At 39.4% G+C, this 24756-nt stretch carries 21 protein-coding genes; 10 read left to right on the plus strand and 11 right to left on the minus strand.

From position 1 onward, the window contains the following. Positions 1 to 4: 4 nt before the first annotated feature. Positions 5 to 1141, minus strand: a complete 1137-nt coding sequence (fruB, locus tag QQK09_RS02890; protein WP_284202612.1) for a fused PTS fructose transporter subunit IIA/HPr protein — start codon at positions 1139 to 1141, stop codon at positions 5 to 7. Positions 1142 to 1458: 317 nt separating this feature from the next. Between fruB and cra the strand changes: the two genes are divergently transcribed. Next, positions 1459 to 2436 (plus strand): catabolite repressor/activator, encoded by a 978-nt coding sequence (gene cra, locus QQK09_RS02895; protein ID WP_284202613.1) that lies wholly within the window; start codon positions 1459 to 1461, stop codon positions 2434 to 2436. A gap of 94 nt (positions 2437 to 2530) precedes the next feature. Here cra and QQK09_RS02900 read toward each other — a convergent pair whose 3' ends face one another. Beyond that, positions 2531 to 4156: a polysaccharide lyase 6 family protein gene (locus QQK09_RS02900; protein ID WP_284202614.1), complete on the minus strand. Its 1626-nt coding sequence runs from the start codon at positions 4154 to 4156 to the stop codon at positions 2531 to 2533. A gap of 203 nt (positions 4157 to 4359) precedes the next feature. Then, entirely contained in the window at positions 4360 to 5616 is a 1257-nt protein-coding gene (locus QQK09_RS02905) for an alginate lyase family protein (RefSeq protein WP_284202615.1), read from the minus strand. 798 nt (positions 5617 to 6414) lie between these two features. On the opposite strand from QQK09_RS02905, the gene QQK09_RS02910 reads away from it, so the two are divergent. The 3 genes from QQK09_RS02910 to QQK09_RS02920 are packed head-to-tail and all read left to right on the plus strand — an operon-like array spanning position 6415 to position 8765. Continuing rightward, positions 6415 to 7479: an HlyD family secretion protein gene (locus tag QQK09_RS02910; protein ID WP_284202616.1), complete on the plus strand. Its 1065-nt coding sequence runs from the start codon at positions 6415 to 6417 to the stop codon at positions 7477 to 7479. Next, entirely contained in the window at positions 7469 to 8488 is a 1020-nt protein-coding gene (locus tag QQK09_RS02915) for a DUF2955 domain-containing protein (RefSeq protein WP_284202617.1), read from the plus strand. The genes QQK09_RS02910 and QQK09_RS02915 overlap by 11 nt, the downstream gene beginning before the upstream one ends. Positions 8489 to 8507: 19 nt before the next feature. Beyond that, positions 8508 to 8765 (plus strand): DUF2999 family protein, encoded by a 258-nt coding sequence (locus tag QQK09_RS02920; protein WP_284202618.1) that lies wholly within the window; start codon positions 8508 to 8510, stop codon positions 8763 to 8765. Positions 8766 to 8837: 72 nt separating this feature from the next. Here QQK09_RS02920 and nfsA read toward each other — a convergent pair whose 3' ends face one another. The 3 genes from nfsA to ald form a co-directional block, all read right to left on the minus strand. After that, positions 8838 to 9569: an oxygen-insensitive NADPH nitroreductase gene (gene nfsA / locus QQK09_RS02925; RefSeq protein ID WP_284202619.1), complete on the minus strand. Its 732-nt coding sequence runs from the start codon at positions 9567 to 9569 to the stop codon at positions 8838 to 8840. A 117-nt stretch (positions 9570 to 9686) separates the two neighbouring features. Continuing rightward, positions 9687 to 10484, minus strand: a complete 798-nt coding sequence (locus QQK09_RS02930; protein ID WP_284202620.1) for an LEA/WHy family protein — start codon at positions 10482 to 10484, stop codon at positions 9687 to 9689. 255 nt (positions 10485 to 10739) lie between these two features. After that, positions 10740 to 11864: an alanine dehydrogenase gene (ald, locus tag QQK09_RS02935; RefSeq protein ID WP_284202621.1), complete on the minus strand. Its 1125-nt coding sequence runs from the start codon at positions 11862 to 11864 to the stop codon at positions 10740 to 10742. Between the two features lie 197 nt (positions 11865 to 12061). Between ald and lrp the strand changes: the two genes are divergently transcribed. The 5 genes from lrp (at position 12062) to QQK09_RS02960 (ending at position 17774) form a co-directional block, all read left to right on the plus strand. Further along, positions 12062 to 12526, plus strand: a complete 465-nt coding sequence (lrp, locus tag QQK09_RS02940; RefSeq protein WP_284202622.1) for a leucine-responsive transcriptional regulator Lrp — start codon at positions 12062 to 12064, stop codon at positions 12524 to 12526. Positions 12527 to 12769: 243 nt separating this feature from the next. Further along, positions 12770 to 13327: an alkyl hydroperoxide reductase subunit C gene (ahpC, locus tag QQK09_RS02945; RefSeq protein ID WP_284202623.1), complete on the plus strand. Its 558-nt coding sequence runs from the start codon at positions 12770 to 12772 to the stop codon at positions 13325 to 13327. A 199-nt stretch (positions 13328 to 13526) separates the two neighbouring features. After that, positions 13527 to 15128, plus strand: a complete 1602-nt coding sequence (ahpF, locus tag QQK09_RS02950) for an alkyl hydroperoxide reductase subunit F (protein ID WP_284202624.1) — start codon at positions 13527 to 13529, stop codon at positions 15126 to 15128. 227 nt (positions 15129 to 15355) lie between these two features. Next, a complete protein-coding gene (locus QQK09_RS02955) occupies positions 15356 to 16234 on the plus strand; it encodes a DMT family transporter (protein ID WP_284202625.1) in 879 nt (292 codons plus the stop codon). A 376-nt stretch (positions 16235 to 16610) separates the two neighbouring features. Continuing rightward, positions 16611 to 17774, plus strand: a complete 1164-nt coding sequence (locus QQK09_RS02960; protein ID WP_284202626.1) for a GGDEF domain-containing protein — start codon at positions 16611 to 16613, stop codon at positions 17772 to 17774. Between the two features lie 105 nt (positions 17775 to 17879). Here the strand turns inward: QQK09_RS02960 and QQK09_RS02965 are convergent, their stop codons facing one another. Next, positions 17880 to 18758: a LysR family transcriptional regulator gene (locus QQK09_RS02965; RefSeq protein ID WP_284202627.1), complete on the minus strand. Its 879-nt coding sequence runs from the start codon at positions 18756 to 18758 to the stop codon at positions 17880 to 17882. Positions 18759 to 18898: 140 nt separating this feature from the next. Between QQK09_RS02965 and QQK09_RS02970 the strand changes: the two genes are divergently transcribed. Beyond that, positions 18899 to 20101 carry an MFS transporter gene (locus QQK09_RS02970; protein ID WP_284202628.1) on the plus strand — a complete coding sequence of 401 codons (1203 nt, stop codon included), beginning with the start codon at positions 18899 to 18901 and terminating at the stop codon, positions 20099 to 20101. A 59-nt stretch (positions 20102 to 20160) separates the two neighbouring features. Here the strand turns inward: QQK09_RS02970 and QQK09_RS02975 are convergent, their stop codons facing one another. From QQK09_RS02975 to QQK09_RS02990, 4 genes are all read right to left on the minus strand, one after another. Then, complete coding sequence (locus tag QQK09_RS02975; protein ID WP_284202629.1) at positions 20161 to 20805, minus strand: SRPBCC family protein; 645 nt, start codon at positions 20803 to 20805, stop codon at positions 20161 to 20163. Between the two features lie 77 nt (positions 20806 to 20882). After that, positions 20883 to 21497 (minus strand): TetR/AcrR family transcriptional regulator, encoded by a 615-nt coding sequence (locus QQK09_RS02980; protein WP_284202630.1) that lies wholly within the window; start codon positions 21495 to 21497, stop codon positions 20883 to 20885. 85 nt (positions 21498 to 21582) lie between these two features. Beyond that, positions 21583 to 23007 (minus strand): coniferyl aldehyde dehydrogenase, encoded by a 1425-nt coding sequence (locus tag QQK09_RS02985; protein WP_284202631.1) that lies wholly within the window; start codon positions 23005 to 23007, stop codon positions 21583 to 21585. A 289-nt stretch (positions 23008 to 23296) separates the two neighbouring features. Continuing rightward, complete coding sequence (locus QQK09_RS02990) at positions 23297 to 24625, minus strand: family 8 glycosyl hydrolase (RefSeq protein ID WP_284202632.1); 1329 nt, start codon at positions 24623 to 24625, stop codon at positions 23297 to 23299. Between the last annotated feature and the right edge of the window lie 131 nt (positions 24626 to 24756).

The following is a 24756-nucleotide window of genomic DNA, read 5'->3' on the forward strand; positions in this document are numbered from 1 at the left end:
ATAATTACCCCTCACTCAAGCCTGAAGCGATCGCTTCACCGATACCAGCAAGTGCCTGTTGTGCATCATCGCCATCGGCACTAAATGTTAAGGTATCTCCATGTTTAACGCCTAAGCCAATCACTTTCATTAAGCTCTTCGCATCCACAAATTTTGCTTCACCATCAACATTCTTAACGGTAATTTTTGAGTTATATTTCTTAACCGCAGCCACTAACATTGCACTTGGGCGAGCATGTAAACCGTGAGCGTTATTGATTTTAAATGAGCGGACATTAGCGTCATCAACCTCAGTTAATAAGGCATCTTCTTCCTGTTCGAACAGCTCAACTAACTGCTCTGCAGTAGAGGTTAATAATTTAGCCTGCTGTTGTTCAAAAACGAGCTGACTAATTGTTGTTAGCAATGAACGGTGGGTGCCATTACAAGCAGCAATAGCAATTAATCCAACGATTGGTAAATCATTAAACTCACATGACTCAGACGTTGTTAGAATAGACATCCCCGAACGCTTAACACCTTTATTGCTACTTACTAGCCAAACCCCCTGACCTAAATGAGTGGGTGCTTTAGTCACGATCTCCGCAACAAATTTACTTTCTACATTGCCACTATTTTTTAATAAGCCACCAGCTACCGCGCTCATCTGAATCATGTCAGTTACCGGAAAGTTTAATTGCACTAATTCACTATTAAAATCTGCTTCAAACTGCACATCGCCATTTAACAGTGCGATGATGTCATCTTTGCTTTTAGCCTGTTTTAACTTCTCCTCTACCCCATCAGAGGAAAGCACCTTAGTGAGTTGCTTTAATATTCCCAGATGCTGATCGGATTTTGCTGCAATACCAATCGCGACATAGGCGATGTTTCCATCTCCCCAATTCACTCCTTCTGGAAAATGATGTACTGCAACACCGGTTTTATTCACTAAATCTCGAGTATCAGTAGTGCCATGAGGGATGGCAATACCATTACCCAAAAATGTCGAGTTTTGTTGTTCACGGTTTAGCATGCCTTTAACGTACTGTTCAGACACTAAGCCGTTGTTGGTAAGTTGCTTCGCAATCGCTTCAATCGCGCTTGTTTTGTCATTAGCAACCTGTTGTAACGTAATGTCATTGTTGGTTAATTTCAGCATCGGGTTTAGCCTCTCGCTTGGTTTGTAAATGGTTTCAGGTTTGCTTTATCCGTTACGCTTAATTAGGTGTTTACATGCTACCAACATCAAGCTGAATCGTTTCAGCAAATAATCCAAAAAAATTTCAGCAAATGTTTTCTATTAAAAAAAGTAGCACTAACTGACTATTTTTCAATAAAAGCAGCATAAATATCACGCTTTCAAACTTTGCTGAATCCTTTCAGCTACAATACTGAATCGATTCAGCGTATAATGCAAGTGATAATTCATTTAGATCTAAATTTGTATGATCTAGCCGACAAAAAAGGATCTTCATCATGACGTTAGATCAAATAGCCAAACTTGCAGGTGTCTCTAAAACGACAGCAAGTTATGTGATTAATGGCAAAGCAAAGAAATACCGTATTAGTGAAAAAACCCAATTAAGGGTAATGGCCGTTGTTGATAAACACAATTATCAACCTGACCACGCAGCCTCAGCATTACGAGCAGGTAGCAGTCGATCTTTTGGATTGATCATTCCAGATCTTGAAAACAGCAGCTATGCAAAACTAGCTAAGCTATTAGAAAGTAACTCACGAAAAGCAGGTTATCAGATCTTGATCGGTTGTTCTGACGATGATCCTGAAACAGAGAAAAATGTCGTTAAAGCATTACTCAGTCGCCGTATTGACGCCCTATTTGTGGCTAGCGCACTACCCGATGGCAGTGACTACTATCAGAAAATACAGCAACAAGGCACGCCGATCATCGCACTGGATAGAGCCTTAGATGACGAATACTTTGGTTGTGTGATCAGTGAAGATTTTGATGGATCCTATGAGTTAACAGGATCACTTATTAACCAAGAAGTTAAATCGATCGGCTTGATCGGTGCCCTACCAGAATTAAATATTTCACGTCAGCGTCATGCTGGTTTTGAAGCGCAGGCGAAACAACAGGGGCTATTAAGCATTAGCGGCTATGGCGATCACTTTAATAGTGAAACGGGCAAAGCTATTTTTGAACAGTGGGTAAAAGAAGGCACCCTGCCAGACGCTATTATTACCACATCATATATATTACTCGAAGGTATTTTAGATGTGCTGATTGAGCAACCAGAATTAATGACTAAGGTAAAGCTAGGTACTTTTGGTGATAATCGTTTATTAGATTTTTTACCTATAAAGATTAATTCATTATCGCAACAATATGAATTAATTGCAGATAGTGCGCTTGAACTGGGTTTAAATGCATCAGCAAAACGTTATCAAGCGGGCATTGAGTTAATACCACGCAAACTTATTATTCGTTAAAGATAAGCTAAACAAAAAAGTCGCGATAGCATTACCTGCCATTGCGACTTTTTAATTAGCCCGATATATCTGTGAAAAGAGCTAAGGTTAACCTTTATTTAGCAGGAACAAGGCGATAATTTGGGCCAACCTGATCAGCCGTTAATAGCTTCAGCTTGCTCACATCAGCACCAGCCCCTTCAAATTGGTAAAAACCGTTTACCATTTTATAACTTGGCTTTTCTGTTGAAATACCCTCAGGCAATACTTCAAAACCTTCTGTACTACCAAAATAATGTTCATTGCTATAGGTAGGGTTAGTTAACTCAGCCGCCGGATCTGCACGTAATGCTTGCAAAGAACTTTCCTCATTGAAAACAACATTATCGGCAAATGTTACTTTGTCACCGCTATAGATCGTTTCAACAGTACTGTTATCAAATAAACTAACACGATGGCTTTGGTTTCCGTGCACCATACCAAACTCCACATCAACCAGAGTATTGTTTGTTACGTTAATATTTTTTGGCGTCCACTGTTTATTAAGCTCTTTGCCCTTTACTGACTGATCAAGTTTCTCGTTATTTGCAACATCAATAATACCCGTATTGATTACTACACCACCACGCACATCAGCATTACCAGCGATCTTACCGCCAGAACCACGTAAACCAGTTAGGTAATTATTACGAACGATATGATTTTCATCATAAACTCGAATGCCACCGGTATCATCTTTCAGGTTACCAATAACCACATTATCTTCAACGACATTCCCTTTACCGTGGCGTAGTGAGATCATCGATGCACTTTCGAAAATGGTGTTACCCGCAATACGGTTCTCGCTAGACTTTATTGAGATCAACTCACGCTCACCGTCTGAATCTACCAGTAAGTTATTGATGAATTGAGTACGTGAAGGCCACTGGCTACTTTTAGAGTCGCCGATACGAATCGCTTCCCAACTATTACCGTTGTAACGGATCGCTTTTTTAATATCTAACTCGTTATATTGATTTTTTTTCTGAGAGTAAAAGATATTGTCCGAAATAATATGATTATCGGCTTTATCATCAATATTTTTTTGCACACCAATCAAAGTGCCACGCTTATGCTTACCTTCGAAACGGTTATTGGTTACTTGTGCATCTTTACCCCACAGCGATACCCATAAATACTTTGGATACTCACTACGGCGCTGATCAGGCTGATACGCGTAATCTTCATTAAAATAATAGAACGTTGAATTCTTTAGGCTGTTTTTGTTGCCTTGTAATCTAACCGCACCAAAACGTTCAGCAGGACCGCCATCAGTAAAGACTAAGCTATCAAGGGTAATGCCATCACCTTTTGCGACTATCTGAATAAGCCCTGTAAATAATGTTTCACCCGCTTGCTCTGCTTTAATTGTTACATTATCGGCATTAATAGTAACAATACCGAGATCCGCAAAGCGACCCGTTGGGATGGTAATTGTTTCACCATCTTGTGCATTACTCATCGCTAATTTTAATTGTGCAACGGCTTCTGGCGTTGCAAGTTGAATAGACTCAAGATCAATCGCAGGACGGTTTAAGCCTGCAACTAACTGTTCGCTACTTAAGGTACTAAAATCGGTGATTGAATCAGACAGAGGTATCGCAAGCAGTGTTGGTTTTACAGCACTATCTGCTTGTACATAAAAACTAGAGAGTGACATTGCAGTGGCTAAAGCAAGTGCAATAGGGGTAAATTTTTTCATGGGGAGGCGCTCCTGATATAGGGTTGCTTTGGGCAACCCTAATAATATTAAAACCAGTTTGCGCTAATTAATCTAACAGCCTAAAAAAGCTATTTCATCCTTAAAATTTTTGTAAAAGAGTAACCCTTTACAGAAAACTATTCCTTGTCCTTCTTAATGACTGATATTTACGTAATTAATTAGGCAACTAGTATCACGATAAATTAAAGTTTTGGGTAGATTAGGTAAGCGTCACGCTCAGCCCAAACTTGAGAAAGATTATCGATGCCAGCGTTGCTGAAACCAATCTCTTTAATCACTTCATCATAGTGGTTAGTACCCCAAGCAAGATCCGCTTTTCTGTATACTGTAAGCATACGGTATTTCTGGAAACGACCTTTCTTCACGTCATTATCTTTATGTGGCCAATCTTTTGCGTCTGAGAACTGAGCAATGTAGTCAATACCTACTTTAATGCTACGTCCTTTATATTCATGGTTCCAAATATCGATATCTAACTTAGCACCTAACTGTGCAAGGTAAGACATTGCATCTAGGTTGAAGTAGCTGTAATGGTAACCACGTGTACGTGCTAACTCTTCCGATTGTTGACCTTTACGGTTTAACTGATCACGGATACGCCATTTAGTTGTTGCAACCGCCATACGCGCTATATCTTCACGACCAATGTAGTAGGCAATACCAGCAATTTGAGCTTGCATCCACGTACCGTGGTTGTTTGGAGAGTATAGCTCTGCAGTACCTTGCTCTGATGTGATTAACCAGTCTAGGAATTCACCTAACCAAGCTTTCATCGCAACATCATCAGCTTCAGTCCAATGCTCAGAAGTTTCAAGTAATGCTAAGGCATCAACAAGACGATCTGAAAAACTACGAGAATCGATCATGCCACTACGACGTTGATCATCAACACCAGGTACAACCTGTGCGTAACGTACATGTGGGTTCATACGTGTTTCTGGATTAATAAACCAATGGCGTAACATTTTAGCTGCTTGTTCTGCGTACTTTTCTTCATCAGAGAAGTAGTAAGCAACACCTAAAGCACGTACAGAACGAGTAAATAGACCGATACGTACAGTATCTGTTTCATCTGTTTTAGAAGCAGGGTTAGTTTTGCCATCTATACGTAACCATGGAAGGCCATCTTCAGTATCTGGGTTTGGCCACCAGTATGGGCTGATCGCGTAATAATCATTCATGTCACCACTTGGCGGCACCATGGTTTTATCTGTCACTGACATCAAGCCAACTTTCATTGCGCTATCAGCTTCTTCTAATAGACGTTGGTAGCTTGATTTTGCTTCAGTCGTTGCAGTGCCATTTTCAATGCGTGCTTTACTTTCAGCAATCAATTCAGCATCAAAATAAACGGTTTTAATTGCATCAGCTGCAGCAAAAAGAGGAGTCGAAATTATTGCGCTAGCTAGTGCTAATGCGGTGATTGTTTTTTTAAACATGTTAAGGTCCGTAGGTTGAATAAACTATAAACTTAATTAATTTCTCTAACGCTAACTCTGGCGCTTAACCTTCATGCCCGTAGCTTAAATAAACGCAGTATGGTAATAAAAGTAATTGTCAAGACAGTTCAAATGAAAGATGTCTCAAATCAGCTTAGATAGTGTAAACATTCCCCTACCCTCCACACCAATGATGCGGCTAGTCCCTTTTCTAGTAGTGGTCATGATGCGCTAACTATAACCTTTCACTGGAAAATATTTGTACTACAATAAGCTTTATGTGTGATCTATCACTCAGCAAAAAAAAGGACAAAAATAGTTAACAAAACAGATAGATAGCAAATAAAAAACACATACCATGAAAAGCAAAACAACGCAGCACCAACAAAAACAAAGGTTTAAAATACAGCAACCCTTATAAAGCGCACGCACACATAAAAACCTCATCAACCACACTACATTTTAAGTTAATATGTTTAGGTCTTAATAATATTAAAAATTGCCCCGCAACATTTGTATTATTTATTGCAAAATGGATTTATCAAACTAGAGGCGAGTCATTCACAGGGCTAGATTTAAAAAATAAAAAATTACGCGACCGTTAAACAGTACAAAAAATATAATCTACAATGAATTAATTTAAACAAAGCTCACAATAAAAAATTCATTAAACGCTAGTCTATAGAGAAACAAATTCTCTACTTTCATAAAGATATAATCTTGTGCACAGGCTATTCAATCTTGTTACAATAACCTTTACCCCACTAAATCTCATTATTTAATAAAAGAGTCAATGTTATGTCTGCTGCGGAAACATCATCTCGTAAATTAAGCTTTTATATCATCACAGTCGTCCTTGCTGTGTGGTTATATAGTCTTTGGGCAGATAGGGTCACGCCAATGACAGGCGATGCCAGGGTACACTCCTATTTGGTCAGGGTGGCCAGCCAAGTGACAGGTAATATCGTTGATGTAAATATCAAAAATAACCAAGTGGTTGAAGCTGACGAACTGCTCTTTAAAATTGACCCTCGAAACTATCAAATAGCCTTACAATCAGCACAAGCTAACTTAGCATTAGCAGGACAAAGCATTGGTGCAAACACTGCAGCCGTTGAAGTTGCACAAGCAAAAGTAACTGATGCATTGGCAGCACGTAATAATGCCAAAGAGCAATCGAATCGTATCGCTGAGCTCGCAGAACGAGGTGTCTTAAGCCAGTCTGATTTGGACAATGCAATCGAGTCGAGAGACAGAACACAAGCTAGCTACAAAGTTGCCGAAGCATCGTTAGTACAAGCGAAACAAAACCTTGGCCCTGAAGGTGAGAATAACCCACAAATCCTTGCGGCTATGGCAAACCTTGAAAAAACACAATTAGATCTACAGCGTACCGAAGTGCGTGCTCCCTCAAAAGGTATAGTGACCAATTTGCAACTGACCGTAGGTCAAAAGGCCAGTGTCGGCTCTCCGGTGTTAACTTTTATCGATCCTCGCAGTGTATGGATTTCTGCGCTAGTCAGAGAAAATTCACTTGAGCATATAAAAAATGGTCAAAAAGTTGAAATTGTACTCGATGCCCTACCGGGTAGAGTCCTAAAGGGGAAAGTAGATAGCATCGGTTGGGGAACAGGCGGCAGTAATAATATCGATCAAACGACCGGTTTTTTAAGTGCAGACACTAGTTCACTGAGCGCACAACGTTACCCGGTTAATATTATTTTCGAAAATGGAGAGTTACCACATAACATTCGTTTTGGCTCTCAAGCGACGGTGGCATTTTTTACTGAGCAAAGCAGTGTAGGAGAGTTATTAGCAAAACTTTGGATACGCATCGTCAGTGTGTGGACCTATGTTTCGTAGCGCTGCCAATCCAATAATACGACTGGTACTTTTTCCAGTCCTATTGCTGTTTTATTTTCAAAGCAATGGCGATCCAGTACCTATTCTCACGCCGATGTTTGTGGTTATTTTTTTAACCATGATGCCCTCTAAGCCGCCCTTAAAAATGTTGCTTAACCTCTTGGTCATATTATTTTTTATCAGTTTTCTTTTAGTCACTATTGGCAGCATACTGAAAGATACGCCTACCGGATATGCACTGTTTTGTTGGTCGCTATTATTTTGGGGCTTTTATCGTAGCCATGCTAACCCCAAAGATATTTTAGCAACCTTGAGCTTAATGGTGGTGATAATGATGACGGTCATGAACTTCCAAATGGGTATTTCAACCAGCTTTTTACCCTCGCTAATGTTTAAAGGCGTCATTATTGCCATTATTTTTACCTACCTAAGTTTTTTATTATTCCCTGGCGATGAGCAGGACATTAAAGCAGACCAAACCAGTAAAGTTGGCGCACAAGAAAATGTCGCATTAATTGCGTTTAAAGCCACAACAATGTGCATTGTGCTATTTGTATTAATGTCTACAGGCAGTTCACAAACAATGCTGATCGCAATTACAATTGTAAATATCATCAAGATCCCTATCGCTGAAGATAATCGTATTTATAGTCAAAACAAAGTTATCACAACAGTAGTTGGCATATTCTTTACGCTACCTGTGTTAGCGCTATTTAGCTTTGGCGTACCCACTTGGGTATTGATTGGTGTGACGCTGTTCTGTGGATTGCAATTAGCAGGTTATGCAATTCGTCGCCAATGTAGTTTTAGCATTTATCAACTGCTATTTACCAACTTCACAGTGCTTACTTACCAAGTGATAAAACATCAAGGAATAACCTCATTAGATGCCGAATTTTGGCGTTTACTGTCAATTGTCATTGCCATTTTAGTCAGTGTATTAATTCTCAATTTAACCAAACATTCAGCCAAACCTTTGGTTAATATTAAAAAACAAAACCAACATTAATAAATCAAAAGGAAAAACAATGAACCCAATTATACAAACACTTAAAGAGCAAAATATCAGTGATTTTAAAATCGCAGAACTATTTCAAACACTAACAGAAAACCCATTAGCCGCAATGGCAACGATTCAAAGTTTGGGTATTCCAGAGGAAAAATTGAAGCCGTTAATGATGATGGTAATGACGAATCCAGCACTCATTAAGCAAGCTGTTGAAGAGTTAGGATTAGATTTTTCGAAAGTGGAAGCAGCCAAAGCAACACTGCAAGAAAAGCAATAATAAAAAAGTCAGATGTTGTCTCAAAATAACATCTGACTTTGACACCAGCAATGCCTCAATAATCCCCCCACATTACTTAATCGCAAGCCCCTGTTTAGCAAGAAACTCTTTCATATGCTGACGAGCCGGTTTACTGACCATTGACGCAATTTGATGGGTCCAGGTTTCAGTTCGCGCGCTTGTCGAACGACTAAGATAATAGGCATGGCAGGTATCATTATAGGCTTTCATGTAACTAACATCCTCCTGATAACGTTCTTGCATCAGAACAACATCTACTGGTAACCGGGGTTTCTGCTCTGGCTGTGCAGCAGGATAGCCCAAACACATGCCAAATATAGGAGTGACTTGCTTAGGAATATTGAGCAGCTCGCAAACCGCTTGTGGGTTATTACGAATACCACCAATAAATACACCGCCAAGCCCGAGAGACTCAGCAGCTATCATGGCATTTTGCGCAGCAAGAGACACATCCACCGTACTCACCATAAATTGCTCGGTATAACCTGAGTCCATGTTTATATTTTCAAACTCACAGGCTGACTGGGCACGCTTTAGATCCGCACAAAAAACTAAAAAGATAGGACTTTCTAGTACCCACTTCTGCCCACCAGCTAGCTCAGATAAGTGTTGGCGAGTGATGTTGTTAGTCACATTGATGACGCTATACGCTTGAATGAAATTCGAGGTCGACGCCGCACCTGCCGCTTCAATTATCGCGCGTAATTGATCCTGTGTGACAGACTCATCGGTAAACTGGCGAATTGAACGGTGGTTTTTTAATAATTCGATAACTTGGTTCATAATATTGCGTCCATGATAATTATATCTAGCTAATCAGTTGAGTATACTAACAAGAGTAACGCCACTGATTAGCCGATCATTTATACTTGTTTCGCAGTGAGTTAACTCACTTATTTGTTAACGAAAAAAAGAACCTAGATTTATCGATTGATCATAGGTTTTAGTAAACATAGGGGTCGTCACCTCAAACTTTAATGGCAATTCAGGGCTAAGTAATAACGAAAAGACATTATTGAATAGATCACTAGGTTTAATTGTTAACGGCAGTTGAATCGTATTTTTACCCTGTGCTATTTTTTGACTTTCAAGTCCGCCTTGGAATAACTTTTTCCCCTGCGAAGAGACCGAGTAGCTGACATCTTCTAGCGGTAAGCTAAATTCATTTTTATTATCGATATCAATACTTAACACAATATCTAACTCGTTAAATGTCGCACTGTTAACCTGTAAATCATTAATGGTCACATCAGGTACATATAACGTCGCTGATTTCTCAAAGGGGATAGTGAATCCCATCGCCTTAACGCCACCTTTAATCTGATAATCCAACTTTTTATCTTTAAATAATAGTTGTTGCAGTGAAACGATTGTTTCCTTGGTGAGATCCAATGATAGGCTGACATCTTGTTCAGCATTGGCAGATAACGTGCCTATATCATCACTTTCACCCATTAGCATTTTTTTATTATTAAGCGAAAGCTCATAGGTAATAGCGCTGATTGGCAGTGAAAAGTCATTTTTATTCACTACGTTAAAAGTAGGAATAAGCTCTATAGCTTCCATCGACATTTTTCCAACCGCAATCGACTTGTAAGTCACCTCGGGCTCTTTCACATAATTGCTTAACTCTTTCTGTAGCGTTGAACACGCTGAGATAATTACCACCATGGTAACGACCAATAATTTTTTAATCATAATCACTCCTGTTAATTAATGTAATGCACTGTTTTAAGAGTAGGTTAAATAATAAAGGTAGGTTTAACTTAGCTAAAATTAATCAGCAAACAAATCCTCCGCTACTATCATTCCATCGCTTTCAGAGGATAAATTTAAATATAAATAAAAACCCCTCATACTTAATGAAGTATGAGGGGTTTTAGGTAGATAATCTATAACGAAAAATATCGCTTAATAAAACGCATTTAAATGCGCTTTAAACAAGTACTATCACTAAACACAATTCGCTAATGCAGTTTCTGGCGCAACAAATTGCATATCATGCGCAATAGCGACACTTTCACAAGTCAATTGCCCAGCAATCACATTCAAGCCATTCAATAAACCTTTATCATTTTGCAGTGCAGCTTGGTAGCCTTGGTTAGCTAGCTTAATAATATAAGGCAGGGTTGCATTATTAAGTGCAAAGGTTGATGTGCGCGCAACCGCCCCGGGCATATTTGCGACACAGTAGTGAACGACTTCATCGACAACATAGGTTGGGTCTTGATGGGTTGTTGCGTGTGATGTTTCAAAACAGCCACCTTGGTCAATCGCCACATCAACAATCGCAGAGCCCGCTTTCATCTTCTTAATGTGCTCTTTAGTCACTAATTTAGGGGCTGCAGCACCAGGGATAAGCACCGCACCGATAACCAGATCTGCGGCTAAAACTTCACTTTCTAAGGCATCAGCCGTAGAGTAGATAACCTTAGCGGTATTACCAAACTGAATATTAAGACTGCGTAATACGTCAATATTTCGATCTAAGATAGTCACATCGGCGCCTAAACCTACCGCCATTTGTGCGGCATTATTACCTACCATGCCGCCGCCAATCACGACGACTTTAGCAGGTGCAACACCCGGTACGCCGCCTAATAACATACCACTGCCTTGATTCGATTTTTCCAGTGTTTGTGCCCCGGCTTGAATCGCCATACGTCCTGCTACTTCAGACATTGGTGCTAACAAAGGTAATCCACCATGTGTATCGGTAACGGTTTCATAGGCGATACAAACAGCTTTCGAAGCAACGAGATCAACTGTTTGCGGAAGGTCTGGGGCGAGATGTAAATAAGTAAATAGAATCTGCCCTTCGCGTAACATTGCACGTTCAACCGCTTGCGGCTCTTTCACCTTAACAATCATATCTGCTTTTGCGAAAATAGTAGCCGCCTCTGCTTCAATGCTTGCTCCTACGGCAATATAGTCTTGATCACTAAAGCCAATACCCATACCGCCATCTTTTTCTACGATAACATCATGACCATTTTGTACTAATTCACGTACACTCGCAGGAACCATACCGATACGATATTCATGGTTTTTAATTTCTTTAGGTACACCGATAAGCATAATTCTTTCCTTTTAATTGATTGTCAGCAGTTGTTATAGGTTTGTTAACAAATAACTCTTCAATGGAAATAGTATAGGTATTTTTGTGTAGTTTTTTTGACTGTATTTTTTTGTTTATCATGCCACTTTCAGTTATTCTGACTAATATACAACCAAAAAACAGTCAATAACACTATTGCAAAAAGGAATGGCAGTTAATGTCACTAGACAGAATAGATCGTAATATATTACGAGAGCTACAAAAAAATGGCCGTATTTCTAATGTAGAACTCTCTCAAAAGATAGGATTGAGCCCTACCCCTTGCCTAGAAAGAGTAAAGCGACTTGAAAAACAGGGCGTCATTAAGTCCTATACTGCGCTGCTTGACCCTCAGTATTTAAATGCTTCACTACTGGTCTATATTGAGTTAACGCTACAACGCTCAAGTCCGGATGTATTTGAACGCTTTAATGAAGCAGCCAAGCAACTCGACTCTATCTTAGAATGTCATTTGGTCTCTGGTGATTTTGATTATCTATTAAAAACCCGAGTCGCAGATATGTCGGCCTATCGCAAAGTACTCAGCGAAACCCTGCTTTCACTACCCGATATTAAAAGCTCTCGCACCTACGTGGTAATGGAAGAAGTTAAATATTTAACTTCTATCAATATTGACAACTAGCCCCTAAAAATAAAAATCTCCCTCTCCCTTAATTTATGACCCTTCAGCTAAAAACAGCAGGGTCATAAAGACAATAAAGTCTATTGACGCTATTTCCTTACTTTAAATATGGCAATAGCTATTTACTATCAATCCAATTGAAACTAACAATTTTACCTATCATAACTTTTCTCACATAATGCTTGCCATGGATGAGCAACAAGCTCCCAACTTAACTAACCAATGACTTAATAGGAATACAAAATGATTAATACTGAAATTAAACCGTTTAACGCAACTGCTTTCAAACAAGGCGAATTCGTAGAGATCTCTGAGCAAGATGTTAAAGGCAAATGGTCTATCTTCTTCTTCTACCCTGCTGACTTTACTTTTGTATGCCCTACTGAGCTTGGTGACGTTGCAGACCATTACGAAGAGCTTCAAAAACGTGGCGTAGAAGTTTTCTCTGTATCTACTGATACACACTTCACACACAAAGCATGGCACGATAGCTCTGAAACAATCGGTAAAATCAACTACTTCATGGTTGGTGACCAATCAGGCAACCTAACAAATAACTTCAACGTAATGCGTGAAGGTCAAGGCCTTGCTGACCGTGCTACTTTCTTAGTTGACCCAGAAGGTATCATCCAAGCAATGGAAATTACTGCTGAAGGCATTGGCCGTGATGCTGAAGACCTAATGCGTAAAGTGAAAGCAGCACAATATGTTGCAGCTAACCCAGGTGAAGTATGCCCAGCTAAATGGAAAGAAGGCGAAGCAACACTTGCTCCTTCACTAGACTTAGTAGGCAAAATCTAATTTAAAGTCTCCTTAAAGGAATCTTAAATTAGATTGAAATAATGCCTCAGTCTTGTTTAACAAGGTCTGAGGCCATTTAATAATCGTTTTTCATTCTCTATAAATTTTTTTGAAAGTCGATTTTTAAATGAAATAAATTGCTAATAACGTATCGATAAGCGACTGCCATTTAGCAGCAAGTAAGAGATAAGGTGACACTATGTTAGATCAAAATATGAAAGCACAACTAAAAGCGTACTTAGAAAACTTAAAAACAGAAGTACACCTTGTTCTTAGCCTTGATGAAAGTGATACAGCGCAAAAATTATTAACCTTAGCCAATGATATCGCTTCATTACATGACAAAATCATCGTTATTGAAGACGCAACAGCAAGTACGCGTAAGCCAATTATGCAAGTAGTCAACCCTACTAAACAAACAGCGATTGGTTTTGCAGGTTTACCGATGGGCCACGAATTCACTTCATTAGTATTAGCGCTATTACATAGCGGTGGTCACCCAATGAAGTTAGAAGCAGAGGTAATTGAGCAAATTGCTAATCTAGAAGATGCAATGAACTTTGAAGTATTTATCTCATTGAGCTGCCAAAACTGCCCGGATGTTGTTCAAGCCCTCAATATGATGGCTGCGACTAATCCAAAAATTAAAACCACCATGATTGATGGCGCCGCATTCCAAGATGAAGTGGCTGAGCGTAACATCATGGCAGTACCAAGCGTTTACCTAAACGGTGAAGTGTTTACGCAGGGGCGTATTTCATTAACTGAAATATTAAACAAAGTAGATACTGGTGCAGGCAAAAAGAAAGCTGCGGCATTGAATGAAAAAGAACCTTACGAAGTGCTCGTTGTTGGCGGCGGGCCAGCGGGTGCATCCGCAGCAATCTATGCAGCACGTAAAGGTATTCGTACTGGCGTAGTCGCTGAGCGTTTCGGCGGGCAAGTAATGGATACGATGAGTATCGAAAATTTTATATCTGTTAAAGAAACACAAGGTCCAAAATTAGCAGCGGCACTGGAAGAGCACGTTAAGCAATACAACGTCGATATCATGAGCGAACAGCGTGCTGACGGATTAGTCAGTGCAGAAAAAACAGAAGATGGTTACATTCATGTTGAACTTGAAAGTGGCGCAACCTTAAAAAGCCGTAGCGTTATCTTATCTACCGGTGCGCGCTGGAGAGAGATGAATGTACCCGGTGAGCAAGAATACCGTAACAAAGGCGTTGCTTACTGCCCACACTGTGATGGCCCACTATTTAAAGGCAAAAAAGTTGCTGTAATCGGTGGTGGTAACTCTGGTATCGAAGCGGCTATCGATTTAGCAGGCATTGTTGAACAGGTAACAGTTTTAGAATTTGCTGATACGCTACGCGCCGACCAAGTGTTAGTCGACAAAGCAAATAGCATGAATAATATTTCTATTATCAAAAGCGCACAAACAACCGAAGTGATTGGTGATGGTACACGTGTTAATGCACTTAACTATATTGACCGTGTTACTGGTGAAGCAAAACAGATTGAACTTGCTGGTATTTTTGTACAGATTGGCTTGATACCAAACAGTGACTTCTTAAAAACAAGTGGTGTAACTTTATCATCACGTGGTGAGATTGAAGTAAACGCAAAAGGTGAAACCTCAGTAGCGGGTGTATTTGCAGCTGGCGATGTAACCACTGTGCCTTACAAACAGATCATCATTGCAATGGGTGAAGGGTCAAAAGCAAGCTTAAGTGCATTTGACCACCTAATCCGCACACCAGCACCAACAGTAAAAGCTAAAGAAGCTGTATTCGCGTAAAACAGTTAAAATAAGCAACTAAAAAAGCCTAATCAGTTCATACTGACTAGGCTTTTTTTTACCTCAAGAAAAATGAGAAAATAGAATGCGTTAAAACAGATAAATTCCCACCTACATCAGCCTAGCCTGTCACTGAAACTACCCCAAAAGCCACTTTTGTGTATAATGCCGCACCTTTTAAATCATATAATATGATTATTTTTCAAAAATATTTTCTCGGAAAACTTATGCAACAAAAATCCATTAGTCAGGCCATCTTATTATTAGTGCTGGCTAATCTGCTTGCCTCTCTTTCAGACGTATCACTGAAAGTACTGAATGGTGAAGTGCCTACCTTTCAATACGTATTCATTCGCCAATTTATAAGTTTATTTTTTATTCTTCCATTTTGGCTAAAACTACCCAAAGAGAAATATAGAGAGGGTTGTTGTAAAATTACATTTTGGCGTGCACAGTTTATCGTTGGAGGAAGTGCCTGCGCAATGGTAGCGATTACTCACTTAACTTTGGCAACGGCTAACGCGATGTTCTATGTTGCACCGTTGATGATGTTACCAATGTCGATTTTTTTACTCAAAGAGACGCCACCACTGGGTAAATATATTGCAACTGGTATTGGTTTTATTGGTGTATTGATTGTGTTGCGACCCGATCAGTTTCATTGGGCAGCTATTTTTGCATTAGGTAGTGCACTAACCATGGCGGTGTGTAATATTTTTATTCGTCGTTTACCACCAGAGCAGCACCTCATTTCCACCCTATTTTGGACAACTATAATGACTTTGCCGGTCGCATTTTTACTCGCACTAACACAATGGGAAAGTGTTTCTTGGACCAATATTATGTGGATAGTGGCGATCAATATATTTGTACTGGGTTATCACGCATTAGTGGTTATCGCTTATAAAAAATCAGCGGTAAGCAATATTGCATTAGCAGAATACTCTGGCCTCGCTTTTGTCACGCTATTTGGTATTTTATGGTTTGATGAGATTCCAGATCTGTTAACTGCGATCGGTATTCTATTAATTGTGATTCCGATGATGCCACTGCCATGGAAAAAATGGCTTAGTAAAAAAGGCTCAACAAGTGAAACTCCTCTATAGATATTGAGTTAGCGATGGCAAAAAAGCACAATCTGATCTTGTACTGAATAGAGTAAAAAGTGATGAGCTATTATCTTTAAGTCATCAGAACAGATCTTTTATCATTCAACTAGCACCCCACAATATTTCATGAGAGGTAAATATCCTCTCATGACTCATTAAAGTACCTAATAAAACTCATATTCAGTTATAACGCGCAATTCTTCAAAATAAGCATTTTGTATAAAACAACAAGGTTAATTTCAACTAATATAAGATGATGATGGATCATTTTTTAACTAAAATATATTCTATCTCTTTACTTTTCTCCCCCTTGCCGCTGAATTAATATAAACCAATACAAATGAAACTATCTATTTTAACGAGGTGATAATTCATGTCTTCTGACCAAGTATATTATTTAACGGTAGCACTAATAAATCTTATATTAGCCTTTGCCGGCACACGAATTAAACCTACAGAAGGGAAGGTAAAGGCAACTCTCTTTTTAATCGGCTCATTTTTTGCCTTTGCTATTAGTTGGTTTTTATACTCTTTACCTTTAACCCTTTTTATTGAAATTACATCGACAATATTTTCCACTATTTTTGTCTGGGGGATAACCATTTTTAGCTTTAAACGTTGTGCGGTTAAGACCCCATGGCGGTTCATTAGTCTTTTATTTTTACTCAATATCATCGCTCAAACATTTTTTACCCTTGAAGGTAAATTAAGCTACGTAATGCATACTGGCAGTCTATTCATTCCCATCGCTTTTTGTTTATGTGGCTACCTTTTCTTACATAAAAAAGCACAGAGAACTCCGTCTGATATTATCGTTGCCTACACCTTTTTTTTCTTGGTCATCGTACTGATCACCCGATCCATACTTTTAGAGACATCCTCAGAACTGTTTAGCCTAACAATTGCCTCAACTCAGATTATATGGCCTATTTTTTCGGTGATATTAGGTGTTTTTTTATTACTCAGTTATACAGAGGAAGTGCAACAGAAGTTAACCAAAGAGTCGATAACAGACTCTTTAACTGGATTATTTAATCGTCGTATGTTCGATAATCAATTTAAATCACTATTGACCGCACTTTCCCGCAACAAAAAATTTGGAGCCTTAATTTATATTGATTTAGATAAATTTAAAGCGATAAATGATAAGTATGGGCATAGTGTTGGTGATGGTGTATTGATTGAATTTTCCTTACGCCTTAAGCAATCATCACGGGGTGAGGAGAGCATCGCAAGAGTGGGCGGTGACGAATTTACCCTGTTAGCAGAGGATATGGGTCAAGATCAGGAAAATGCTTATAAAAATGCCCAACATTTAGCGTTACGGATACAGGAGATGATGAAAAAGCCGATCGATATTAATGGGCTTATATTGGAAATGAGTTGCAGCATCGGGGTTCATATTTTAACACCAGATTCAAAGGATACGCAGCGGGAGGTTAGTGCGGCAGATACCGCAATGTATCAAGCTAAAAAAAGCAAACAAGGCGGTATCGTATTTTCGCATCAATCAAAGCAGGCAATAGTACTTGTATAGCGACATAGGTTGCTTAACTTAAAATAATCTATATTGATGCTACCTTATAATTTGAATTCAATAATATCGCTTATCAGTGATAACCGTCACTCTATTTGAGTAACATTAATTATCTTTAACTTCTTCCAGTATAAAATCTCGAAAGACCTGATTTGCTCTAGACAGATAACTATCGCGTCGCCACGCTAAACTAAGGTCAATAAAAAAAGGCTCAACAAAGGGACGAGTAATGATGCCATCATCATCTTGAATGGTTACTTTCCACATTGGTGAAACGGCATAACCTTTGCGTATAACAGATTTAATTAACGGTAAAAGATTACTGGTAAAAGCAACCCTAGGGCGCTCTTTCTCTTTTTGACTAATTTTTTCAATCAACGAGTGATGGTAGTAACCTTTTCCAAATAGGATCAGCTCATGTTTAAGTAGATCTTTATACTCGATCTGCTCAAACGCCGCGAGAGGATGATCCACTGACATAGCAACCACCATCTCTTCACGCATCAATTTACCACTTTCAAATTCTGGTGGTAAGTCATGGTCGGCAACAACCCCCAGCTCAAGCTCTCCATCAAGCAGTTTCTGGCGAATACTACGCGTACCAGAATCGATAATATTTAATTTCAATGCAGGATATTGGTGTTTAAATGCCATTAATAACGGCGGGAAAAAATAAGAACCGAGCATAGGTGGTACGGCAATTTCGACCTCACCTTGGTCAAGCCCCTCAATCGCCTGCATCGCTAATTTAGCATCTTTAGCTTGCTGAAGAATTTGTCGCGCATGTTGTAAAAATTGCTGCCCTGCTTCCGTCAGGCTTACCCCTCTTTCGCGACGATGCAATAACGGCATGTTTAATTCAGTTTCTAGTTTTTTAATACTGGCACTGATTGCCGGTTGCGCTAAAAATAGGTGTCGAGCTGCTGCTGAAATACTACCCGTTTCAACAATAGTAACAAAATGCTGTAGCTGCCTAAATTCCATCTTCCCTCCAATTCAGTCTATTGACTATATCCATACTCACACGCATAAATTATATCTATGGATACCATAAAAACAATATAATTTATTTATTGAAGGCAGATAGCTACTATTAGTTTATTCCTTACCAAGCAGATACGCCCATGAAAAATTTAACCCACTACACGCGATTAGTTTTCTCCGTCTGCCTTTGCTCAGTAGTTACTTTTTCCAATATTTATTGGCTACAACCTTTATTGCCTGCATTGCAACGTAGCTTTGATATAACCCTGCTAGGTGCCAATCTCGCGATGTCTGCGCCACTATTAGGTATGGGCTTAGGGCTATTAGTTTTTGCAAGTATCTCTGACTCTATTGGTCGCCGTTCGATTCTATTGGTCGGAATGATTGCCGGGCTTGCTGTCTCTCTTCTCCTACCAGTGGTGGAAAACTACACGTTATTTTTAACACTACGGTTTATACAAGGCGCCCTACTCTCCGTTTGCCCTGCAGTCGCTATTCCACTGCTCGGAGAAGAGTTACGAAAAAGTTGGTTACCAGCCGCAGTTGGTTATTACATTGCAGCAAATACGCTGGGTGGGATCAGTAGCCGCCTTATTGCAGGAACAGGTGCTGACTTGTTAGGTAGCTGGCAAGCAACGGGTTATGTAATTGCTGCGATCACCGCTATTTTATTTACTATTGTGTTTTTCATTATCCCTAAACAACGTCATTTCTCGGTACAAAAATTTAAACTAAAAAACAGTTTAAATACTTATTTCACGCATCTACAACGCCCACAGTTATTGCTGATATATATCATCATCGGCTTAGCATTTGGTTGCTTTGTAAATTTATTTAGTTATTTAATGAGCGTATTAGAAGCGGCACCTTATCAACTCCCAAGCTCATTACGTAGTTTGATATTTGTTACTTTTCTCGGCGGCACCACCAGCGCTTCATTAGCAGGTAAATTTTCTAAAAAACATGGACAAGTAGCAGGGATCGCGATGGGGATATTTATTATGATCGCTGCAAATATGTTATTGAGTCATAGCAACCTATCGGTGATGATAATCGGTATGATCATGATCTCTTTTGGCTTCTTTTTCTGTCATGCTCAAGCAAGCACTTTAGTCAGCCGTAGTGTCAAAAAAGGTAAGGGTAGCGCGCAAGCACTATATAGTCTGTTTTATTACAGCGGCGCAAGTTTAGGTGTGTTTTTCATCGCCCCTTTTTATGAACAATGGGGCTGGCAAGGGGTAATAGCCAGTACAACAACGGCACTCATTATCTGCTTAGGTTTACTGGCACTGTATCAGGTGAAATTCACTACTCACCATAAGCTGATAACGCCATCTACTTAATTGTTCACCACTTTCATTTTAAATTAACAGTGAGTCGCCATCACTCACTGTTAAACACATTAATATGAAAATTGATCCATAGAAGCGTTATCAATAATCGCCTGCAATTTTAGAAGATCACTCTCAGTACTATCAATTAATTCACTGTTGAAGATAAATGCAGGTACATTTCCGGAGGGATCAATCCAAGTTTTATAATTTATTTCGACTAATGAATTGCTTATTTTTCTGATCGTCCAACTTGATTCAACGTCCGATAGGCGCACATATTGAGTATTTTCAGGCACTCGGTCACTGCAAGAGGATATATTAATGGTGGTCTTTTTTTCTTCAAAATGGGTATTAACACAGGTGATTAATTCACGGTTTTTAAAGGGCCACGGGCTATTAATAACGGTACGTAATAAATATTGCTGGTTATTATAGGCAGTTAACACTTCTAAACTTTCTACACGCTCTAGCCATTGCGATGTTTGCTCAATATTCGATAACACTCTAAAGACAAGCTCTTTAGATTGATGAGTAAAAAATGTTGCCTCAACTTGCTTAAAATTGCTATCCTTAAATGGGCTTAATTCAAACTCAAAATCACCCACTGATTGTGGCTGTTTTTTCTGCTCTGGTGGGATAATTTTACAACCAGATATCAATTGTGTAGAGATTAAGGCAACGCAGATTATTAATGGCTTTAGGTTATATTTCATATATGTTCCTTATTATAGAAATAATATTTATAGGTTACCCTTTCACCTTTACCACGCTCAATATCAAAACATGGCAGTTAATCAACTTTCATCGAGCGCCAAAACAGCTCAAAACTTGCTTGGCGTTGACTAACATCATCGCCCCATTGAGGGTGATCAGTGAAATAACGAATGGCAGCAAGGTATTGGCCATGACAATTTGCTAGCATCAATGGAATCGGGAAATCGGCAATAATTCCCTGTTGCTGCCCCTTTTCAATCAATACCACTACAAAATGTAAAACGCTATTCATCGCTTGTTCGCGAATCGTTGCATCAACCTCTGAGGACATCGAATATTGTAAAAAGAAGCGCTGCTTAATCGGGTTCTGTAACGCCCAATCTATCGCATGCTGCCAAAGATGTTCAGCATCTGACTTTAAATCTTTACCGGTTTGCCCCCTCGTTAAGATACCTTGAGAGATATCCTCAGCAAACTCCAGTTTAACCGCCATAAATAGATGGTTAAGTAACGCATCTTTGCTGGCAAAATGATGAAACAAGGTGCCAGTAGCGACACCTGCTTTTTTAGCGATTGATGCCGTAGAGGTAGCATGGAAACCTTGGTCAACAAATAAAGCTAACGCACTATCTAAGAGCGCTTGCTTCTTATCTTTCTTGGGAACTTTATTCACTACGGTTTTACTTATCATACTGTTTTTAACTCGCTAGCCTTTATAAATGACAGAGATTTAGTTAATTAGTTTAGCAGCAAGCAGGTTGCCACACACTGTTATTTTAACGTAGGAATAGCTTCATCAACAATGCTTGTAATTTAGTGCCATAGGGCGGCTGAATAAATAAACCAGCATTAAACTTGCCACTTTTTAAAACCGTTTTAGCGTGACTAAACGTCAGAAAACCTTCTTTACCGTGATAACTTCCCATGCCTGATGGGCCAATACCACCAAAAGGGGCATCTTCGGCAGCCACATGAAAAATAGTCTCGTTGATACATACTCCACCCGAGTGCGTTTGCTGAATGATAGACTGTTGGGTTTGTGTATCAAAACTCATAATATATAACGCTAATGGACGATCGTTATTATTAATATGATCAATCGCTTCTCCAAGATCTTTATAAGCGATTATCGGCAGTAGCGGGCCAAATATTTCATCTTGTAAAATGGTCATATCGGCGCGCACATTTGTCACTAATTGCGTTGGCATTTTACGTCCCTCGCTATCGAGAGCATATTCAGTTGCCGAGGTAATCGTTGCGCCTTTTTGTTTGGCATCATCAAGCACCGATAATAAACGACTGTATTGGCGCTGATTAATGACATTGCCGTAATCACTATTACTAGCAAAGTCTGGGTACATTTTATTAAAACGGGCTTGGTAAGCAGCAATCAATGCTTCAACTTTCTCTTCGGGACATAAAACATAATCCGGTGAGACACAGATTTGTCCCGCATTTAAACACTTACCATAAATTAAGCGCTGTACAGCGATCTCAACATCCATATCAGGGGCAATAATAACCGGAGATTTTCCGCCTAGTTCAAGTGTCACTGGGGTTAGGTTCTCAGCAGCAGATCGCATTACATGACGACCAATGGTGGTCGAGCCAGTAAACAGTAAATGATCAAAAGGCAGTGAAGAAAATTGCGCGGCAATATTCGCCTCACCTTCAACAACAGCAACCTCCTCCTGGCTAAATATCTCAGCGAGTAACGCGATTAACACCTTGTTGGTGGCAGGTGTAAACTCAGACATTTTCAACATCGCGCGATTACCCGCTGCAATGGCTGTAATTAATGGTCCAATGGCTAACATCACAGGGAAGTTCCACGGCACAATAATACCCACTACACCAAGTGGTTGATAATGTACTGCCACTGATGATGGCGCTAATAATAATCCGGCATGACGACGATCTGGTTTCATCCACGATTTAAGGTTTTTAACTGTGTAATTAATATTTGTCACGCAGGGTAAAATATCTGCAATGATAGTGTCGTTACCAGAACGGTGCCCATAATCACTCGCTAATGCACTAACCAGCCTGTCTTTATAATTCATTAACTCCGCTTTTAATTGATTAAGTTTATCAACCCTTGATTGATAACTAGGAGCAGGCATCGACTTATACGCCGAGCGCTGTGTCGCCAATAATTGCTCTAATGAGATTTGCTGAGCGTTGTTGTTTACCGTATTCATAAATATCTCCCGAATGAAATAATAAATTGATTTCATTCGCACAAATTAAAACCGACTGATTAGTCGGTTTAGTATCTGTTAAATAAACATCAATTGCAAGTGGTAGGAGTTTTGTCACTAAATAGGTAATTCATTTGAATTTAGGAAGAGATGCTTAAGGTAATAAATAGGTGTTATTTATTACATAAAAAAAGGCCATAAAATTTCTCTTTTATGGCCTCTTAAAAATTATGTTTTTATGCAAAACTTAGTCATTAAGTAAACTAGCTTTTCGCGATGAATAAAAACCTTATTTTACAGCATCTGTTGGCCCATAAATCTTATACTCGCCAGACATTTGCAATACTGAAAACATATACAATACACCGTCATAATAACGCCATTTCCCGGTAGGTACCGCTTGATCCCATAGACGTTCCGTAAACTCTTGAGCTTCTGAACTAGCCGTGATCATTGCTGCGGTTCCGTTCATTGCATTTTGACCCGAACTCGCCCATTTAGAAGCAATAGCGCCATCCATTTCATGTACCGCATAGTTTTGACCTTTGCGAGCGTACTCATTAGTAAAGAACCCAATCATACGATCTGCTAATTCCTGCTGTCTTGGATCGACATTAAACCAGTGATTATCCATCGCCATATTACCAATCACTCGATGTGCATCGTAGCCAGATTTATGGCTAATATCATTGAACGATGTGATTTGTGGCGTACCATCAAAGGCAGCATATTCAGAAAATAGTCCTGTCTTCGGATGTGAAGCATTATATAGGTAATCACGACTCACCTTTGCTGCATCTAGCCATAACTGCTTATCTTGGTCAGCCCAACGCCCTAACAGCTCATAAAAGGCAGCAACGTGGTAAGAGGGATCGGTATAAATACCTAAGCTTTTTTCGGTAACAAACAGTATTTGTTTCTCATCACGACTAAACATCGTTACTTGCGAATCTGTTTCGGGTTTATTCACCATCGCTTGTAATATTCGATTGGCTTCAACTTTGTATTGATTAATGCCTTCTCCCGCGCCCCAACGATGCTCAGCGAAGAATAACGCCATTGCAAAATACAGTTCACCGTCCGGTGCAGGGTTTTCAGATTTATGAGCAAATGGCGCGTCAGGATTTAGGTGCCACGCGAAATAATCTTTGTACCAGCCCTCTTTATGCTGCATATAGGTTTTAGAGAACTTCCATAACTTATTAAACATTGCTTGGTCATTCATTTGCACAGCGATCATCATGCCATAAGACATGCCTTCTGAACGGATATCGTTGCTACCAATGTCTTTAATAAATCCCATATCTTGACCAACAGGGAAAAATACAGATTTTCCATTTTCACTGCGTGAGCTTGAATAAAAAAGCTGCTTATAAGTATCATTCACTTTTCGGCTCACCTTTTCTGGGCTAGCAATGCCAAATTCAACAAATGCATTACGATACTCCCCCGTGTAAAAAGCACCAGGTGTCGTATTAGGCGTTACTATTTTAGCCGTATCCGACTCATCCATAGAAGATGAGCAAGCTGCTAAGCTAAGCGGTAAGACACAAAAAACCATGGTTTTTACACGCTTTAATAAACTATCGTGTTGAATATTTGAAATGAAACTTTTCATACTGACTGAACCCCTTCGACTCTAAGTCATTGCTTTAATTGACGAGTTAAGTTGAAATAAAACAACTTAATGTTAGTCAGCCTATTGCAGTTAAAAGGCCTTTACCACTGCAATGCTTAATTTTCTAATGA

It is taken from the genome of Psychromonas marina, assembly GCF_030161115.1.
GTDB classification, from domain to species: Bacteria; Pseudomonadota; Gammaproteobacteria; order Enterobacterales; family Psychromonadaceae; genus Psychromonas; species Psychromonas marina.

What these genes read in the sequence shown, in the direction of transcription:
- fruB (WP_284202612.1), bottom strand. Translation starts at nt 1,141, where the DNA reads ATGCTGAAATTAACCAACAATGACATTACGTTACAACAGGTTGCTAAT.
- cra (WP_284202613.1), top strand. Translation starts at nt 1,459, where the DNA reads ATGACGTTAGATCAAATAGCCAAACTTGCAGGTGTCTCTAAAACGACA.
- QQK09_RS02900 (WP_284202614.1), bottom strand. Translation starts at nt 4,156, where the DNA reads ATGAAAAAATTTACCCCTATTGCACTTGCTTTAGCCACTGCAATGTCA.
- QQK09_RS02905 (WP_284202615.1), bottom strand. Translation starts at nt 5,616, where the DNA reads ATGTTTAAAAAAACAATCACCGCATTAGCACTAGCTAGCGCAATAATT.
- QQK09_RS02910 (WP_284202616.1), top strand. Translation starts at nt 6,415, where the DNA reads ATGTCTGCTGCGGAAACATCATCTCGTAAATTAAGCTTTTATATCATC.
- QQK09_RS02915 (WP_284202617.1), top strand. Translation starts at nt 7,469, where the DNA reads ATGTTTCGTAGCGCTGCCAATCCAATAATACGACTGGTACTTTTTCCA.
- QQK09_RS02920 (WP_284202618.1), top strand. Translation starts at nt 8,508, where the DNA reads ATGAACCCAATTATACAAACACTTAAAGAGCAAAATATCAGTGATTTT.
- nfsA (WP_284202619.1), bottom strand. Translation starts at nt 9,569, where the DNA reads ATGAACCAAGTTATCGAATTATTAAAAAACCACCGTTCAATTCGCCAG.
- QQK09_RS02930 (WP_284202620.1), bottom strand. Translation starts at nt 10,484, where the DNA reads ATGATTAAAAAATTATTGGTCGTTACCATGGTGGTAATTATCTCAGCG.
- ald (WP_284202621.1), bottom strand. Translation starts at nt 11,864, where the DNA reads ATGCTTATCGGTGTACCTAAAGAAATTAAAAACCATGAATATCGTATC.
- lrp (WP_284202622.1), top strand. Translation starts at nt 12,062, where the DNA reads ATGTCACTAGACAGAATAGATCGTAATATATTACGAGAGCTACAAAAA.
- ahpC (WP_284202623.1), top strand. Translation starts at nt 12,770, where the DNA reads ATGATTAATACTGAAATTAAACCGTTTAACGCAACTGCTTTCAAACAA.
- ahpF (WP_284202624.1), top strand. Translation starts at nt 13,527, where the DNA reads ATGTTAGATCAAAATATGAAAGCACAACTAAAAGCGTACTTAGAAAAC.
- QQK09_RS02955 (WP_284202625.1), top strand. Translation starts at nt 15,356, where the DNA reads ATGCAACAAAAATCCATTAGTCAGGCCATCTTATTATTAGTGCTGGCT.
- QQK09_RS02960 (WP_284202626.1), top strand. Translation starts at nt 16,611, where the DNA reads ATGTCTTCTGACCAAGTATATTATTTAACGGTAGCACTAATAAATCTT.
- QQK09_RS02965 (WP_284202627.1), bottom strand. Translation starts at nt 18,758, where the DNA reads ATGGAATTTAGGCAGCTACAGCATTTTGTTACTATTGTTGAAACGGGT.
- QQK09_RS02970 (WP_284202628.1), top strand. Translation starts at nt 18,899, where the DNA reads ATGAAAAATTTAACCCACTACACGCGATTAGTTTTCTCCGTCTGCCTT.
- QQK09_RS02975 (WP_284202629.1), bottom strand. Translation starts at nt 20,805, where the DNA reads ATGAAATATAACCTAAAGCCATTAATAATCTGCGTTGCCTTAATCTCT.
- QQK09_RS02980 (WP_284202630.1), bottom strand. Translation starts at nt 21,497, where the DNA reads ATGATAAGTAAAACCGTAGTGAATAAAGTTCCCAAGAAAGATAAGAAG.
- QQK09_RS02985 (WP_284202631.1), bottom strand. Translation starts at nt 23,007, where the DNA reads ATGAATACGGTAAACAACAACGCTCAGCAAATCTCATTAGAGCAATTA.
- QQK09_RS02990 (WP_284202632.1), bottom strand. Translation starts at nt 24,625, where the DNA reads ATGAAAAGTTTCATTTCAAATATTCAACACGATAGTTTATTAAAGCGT.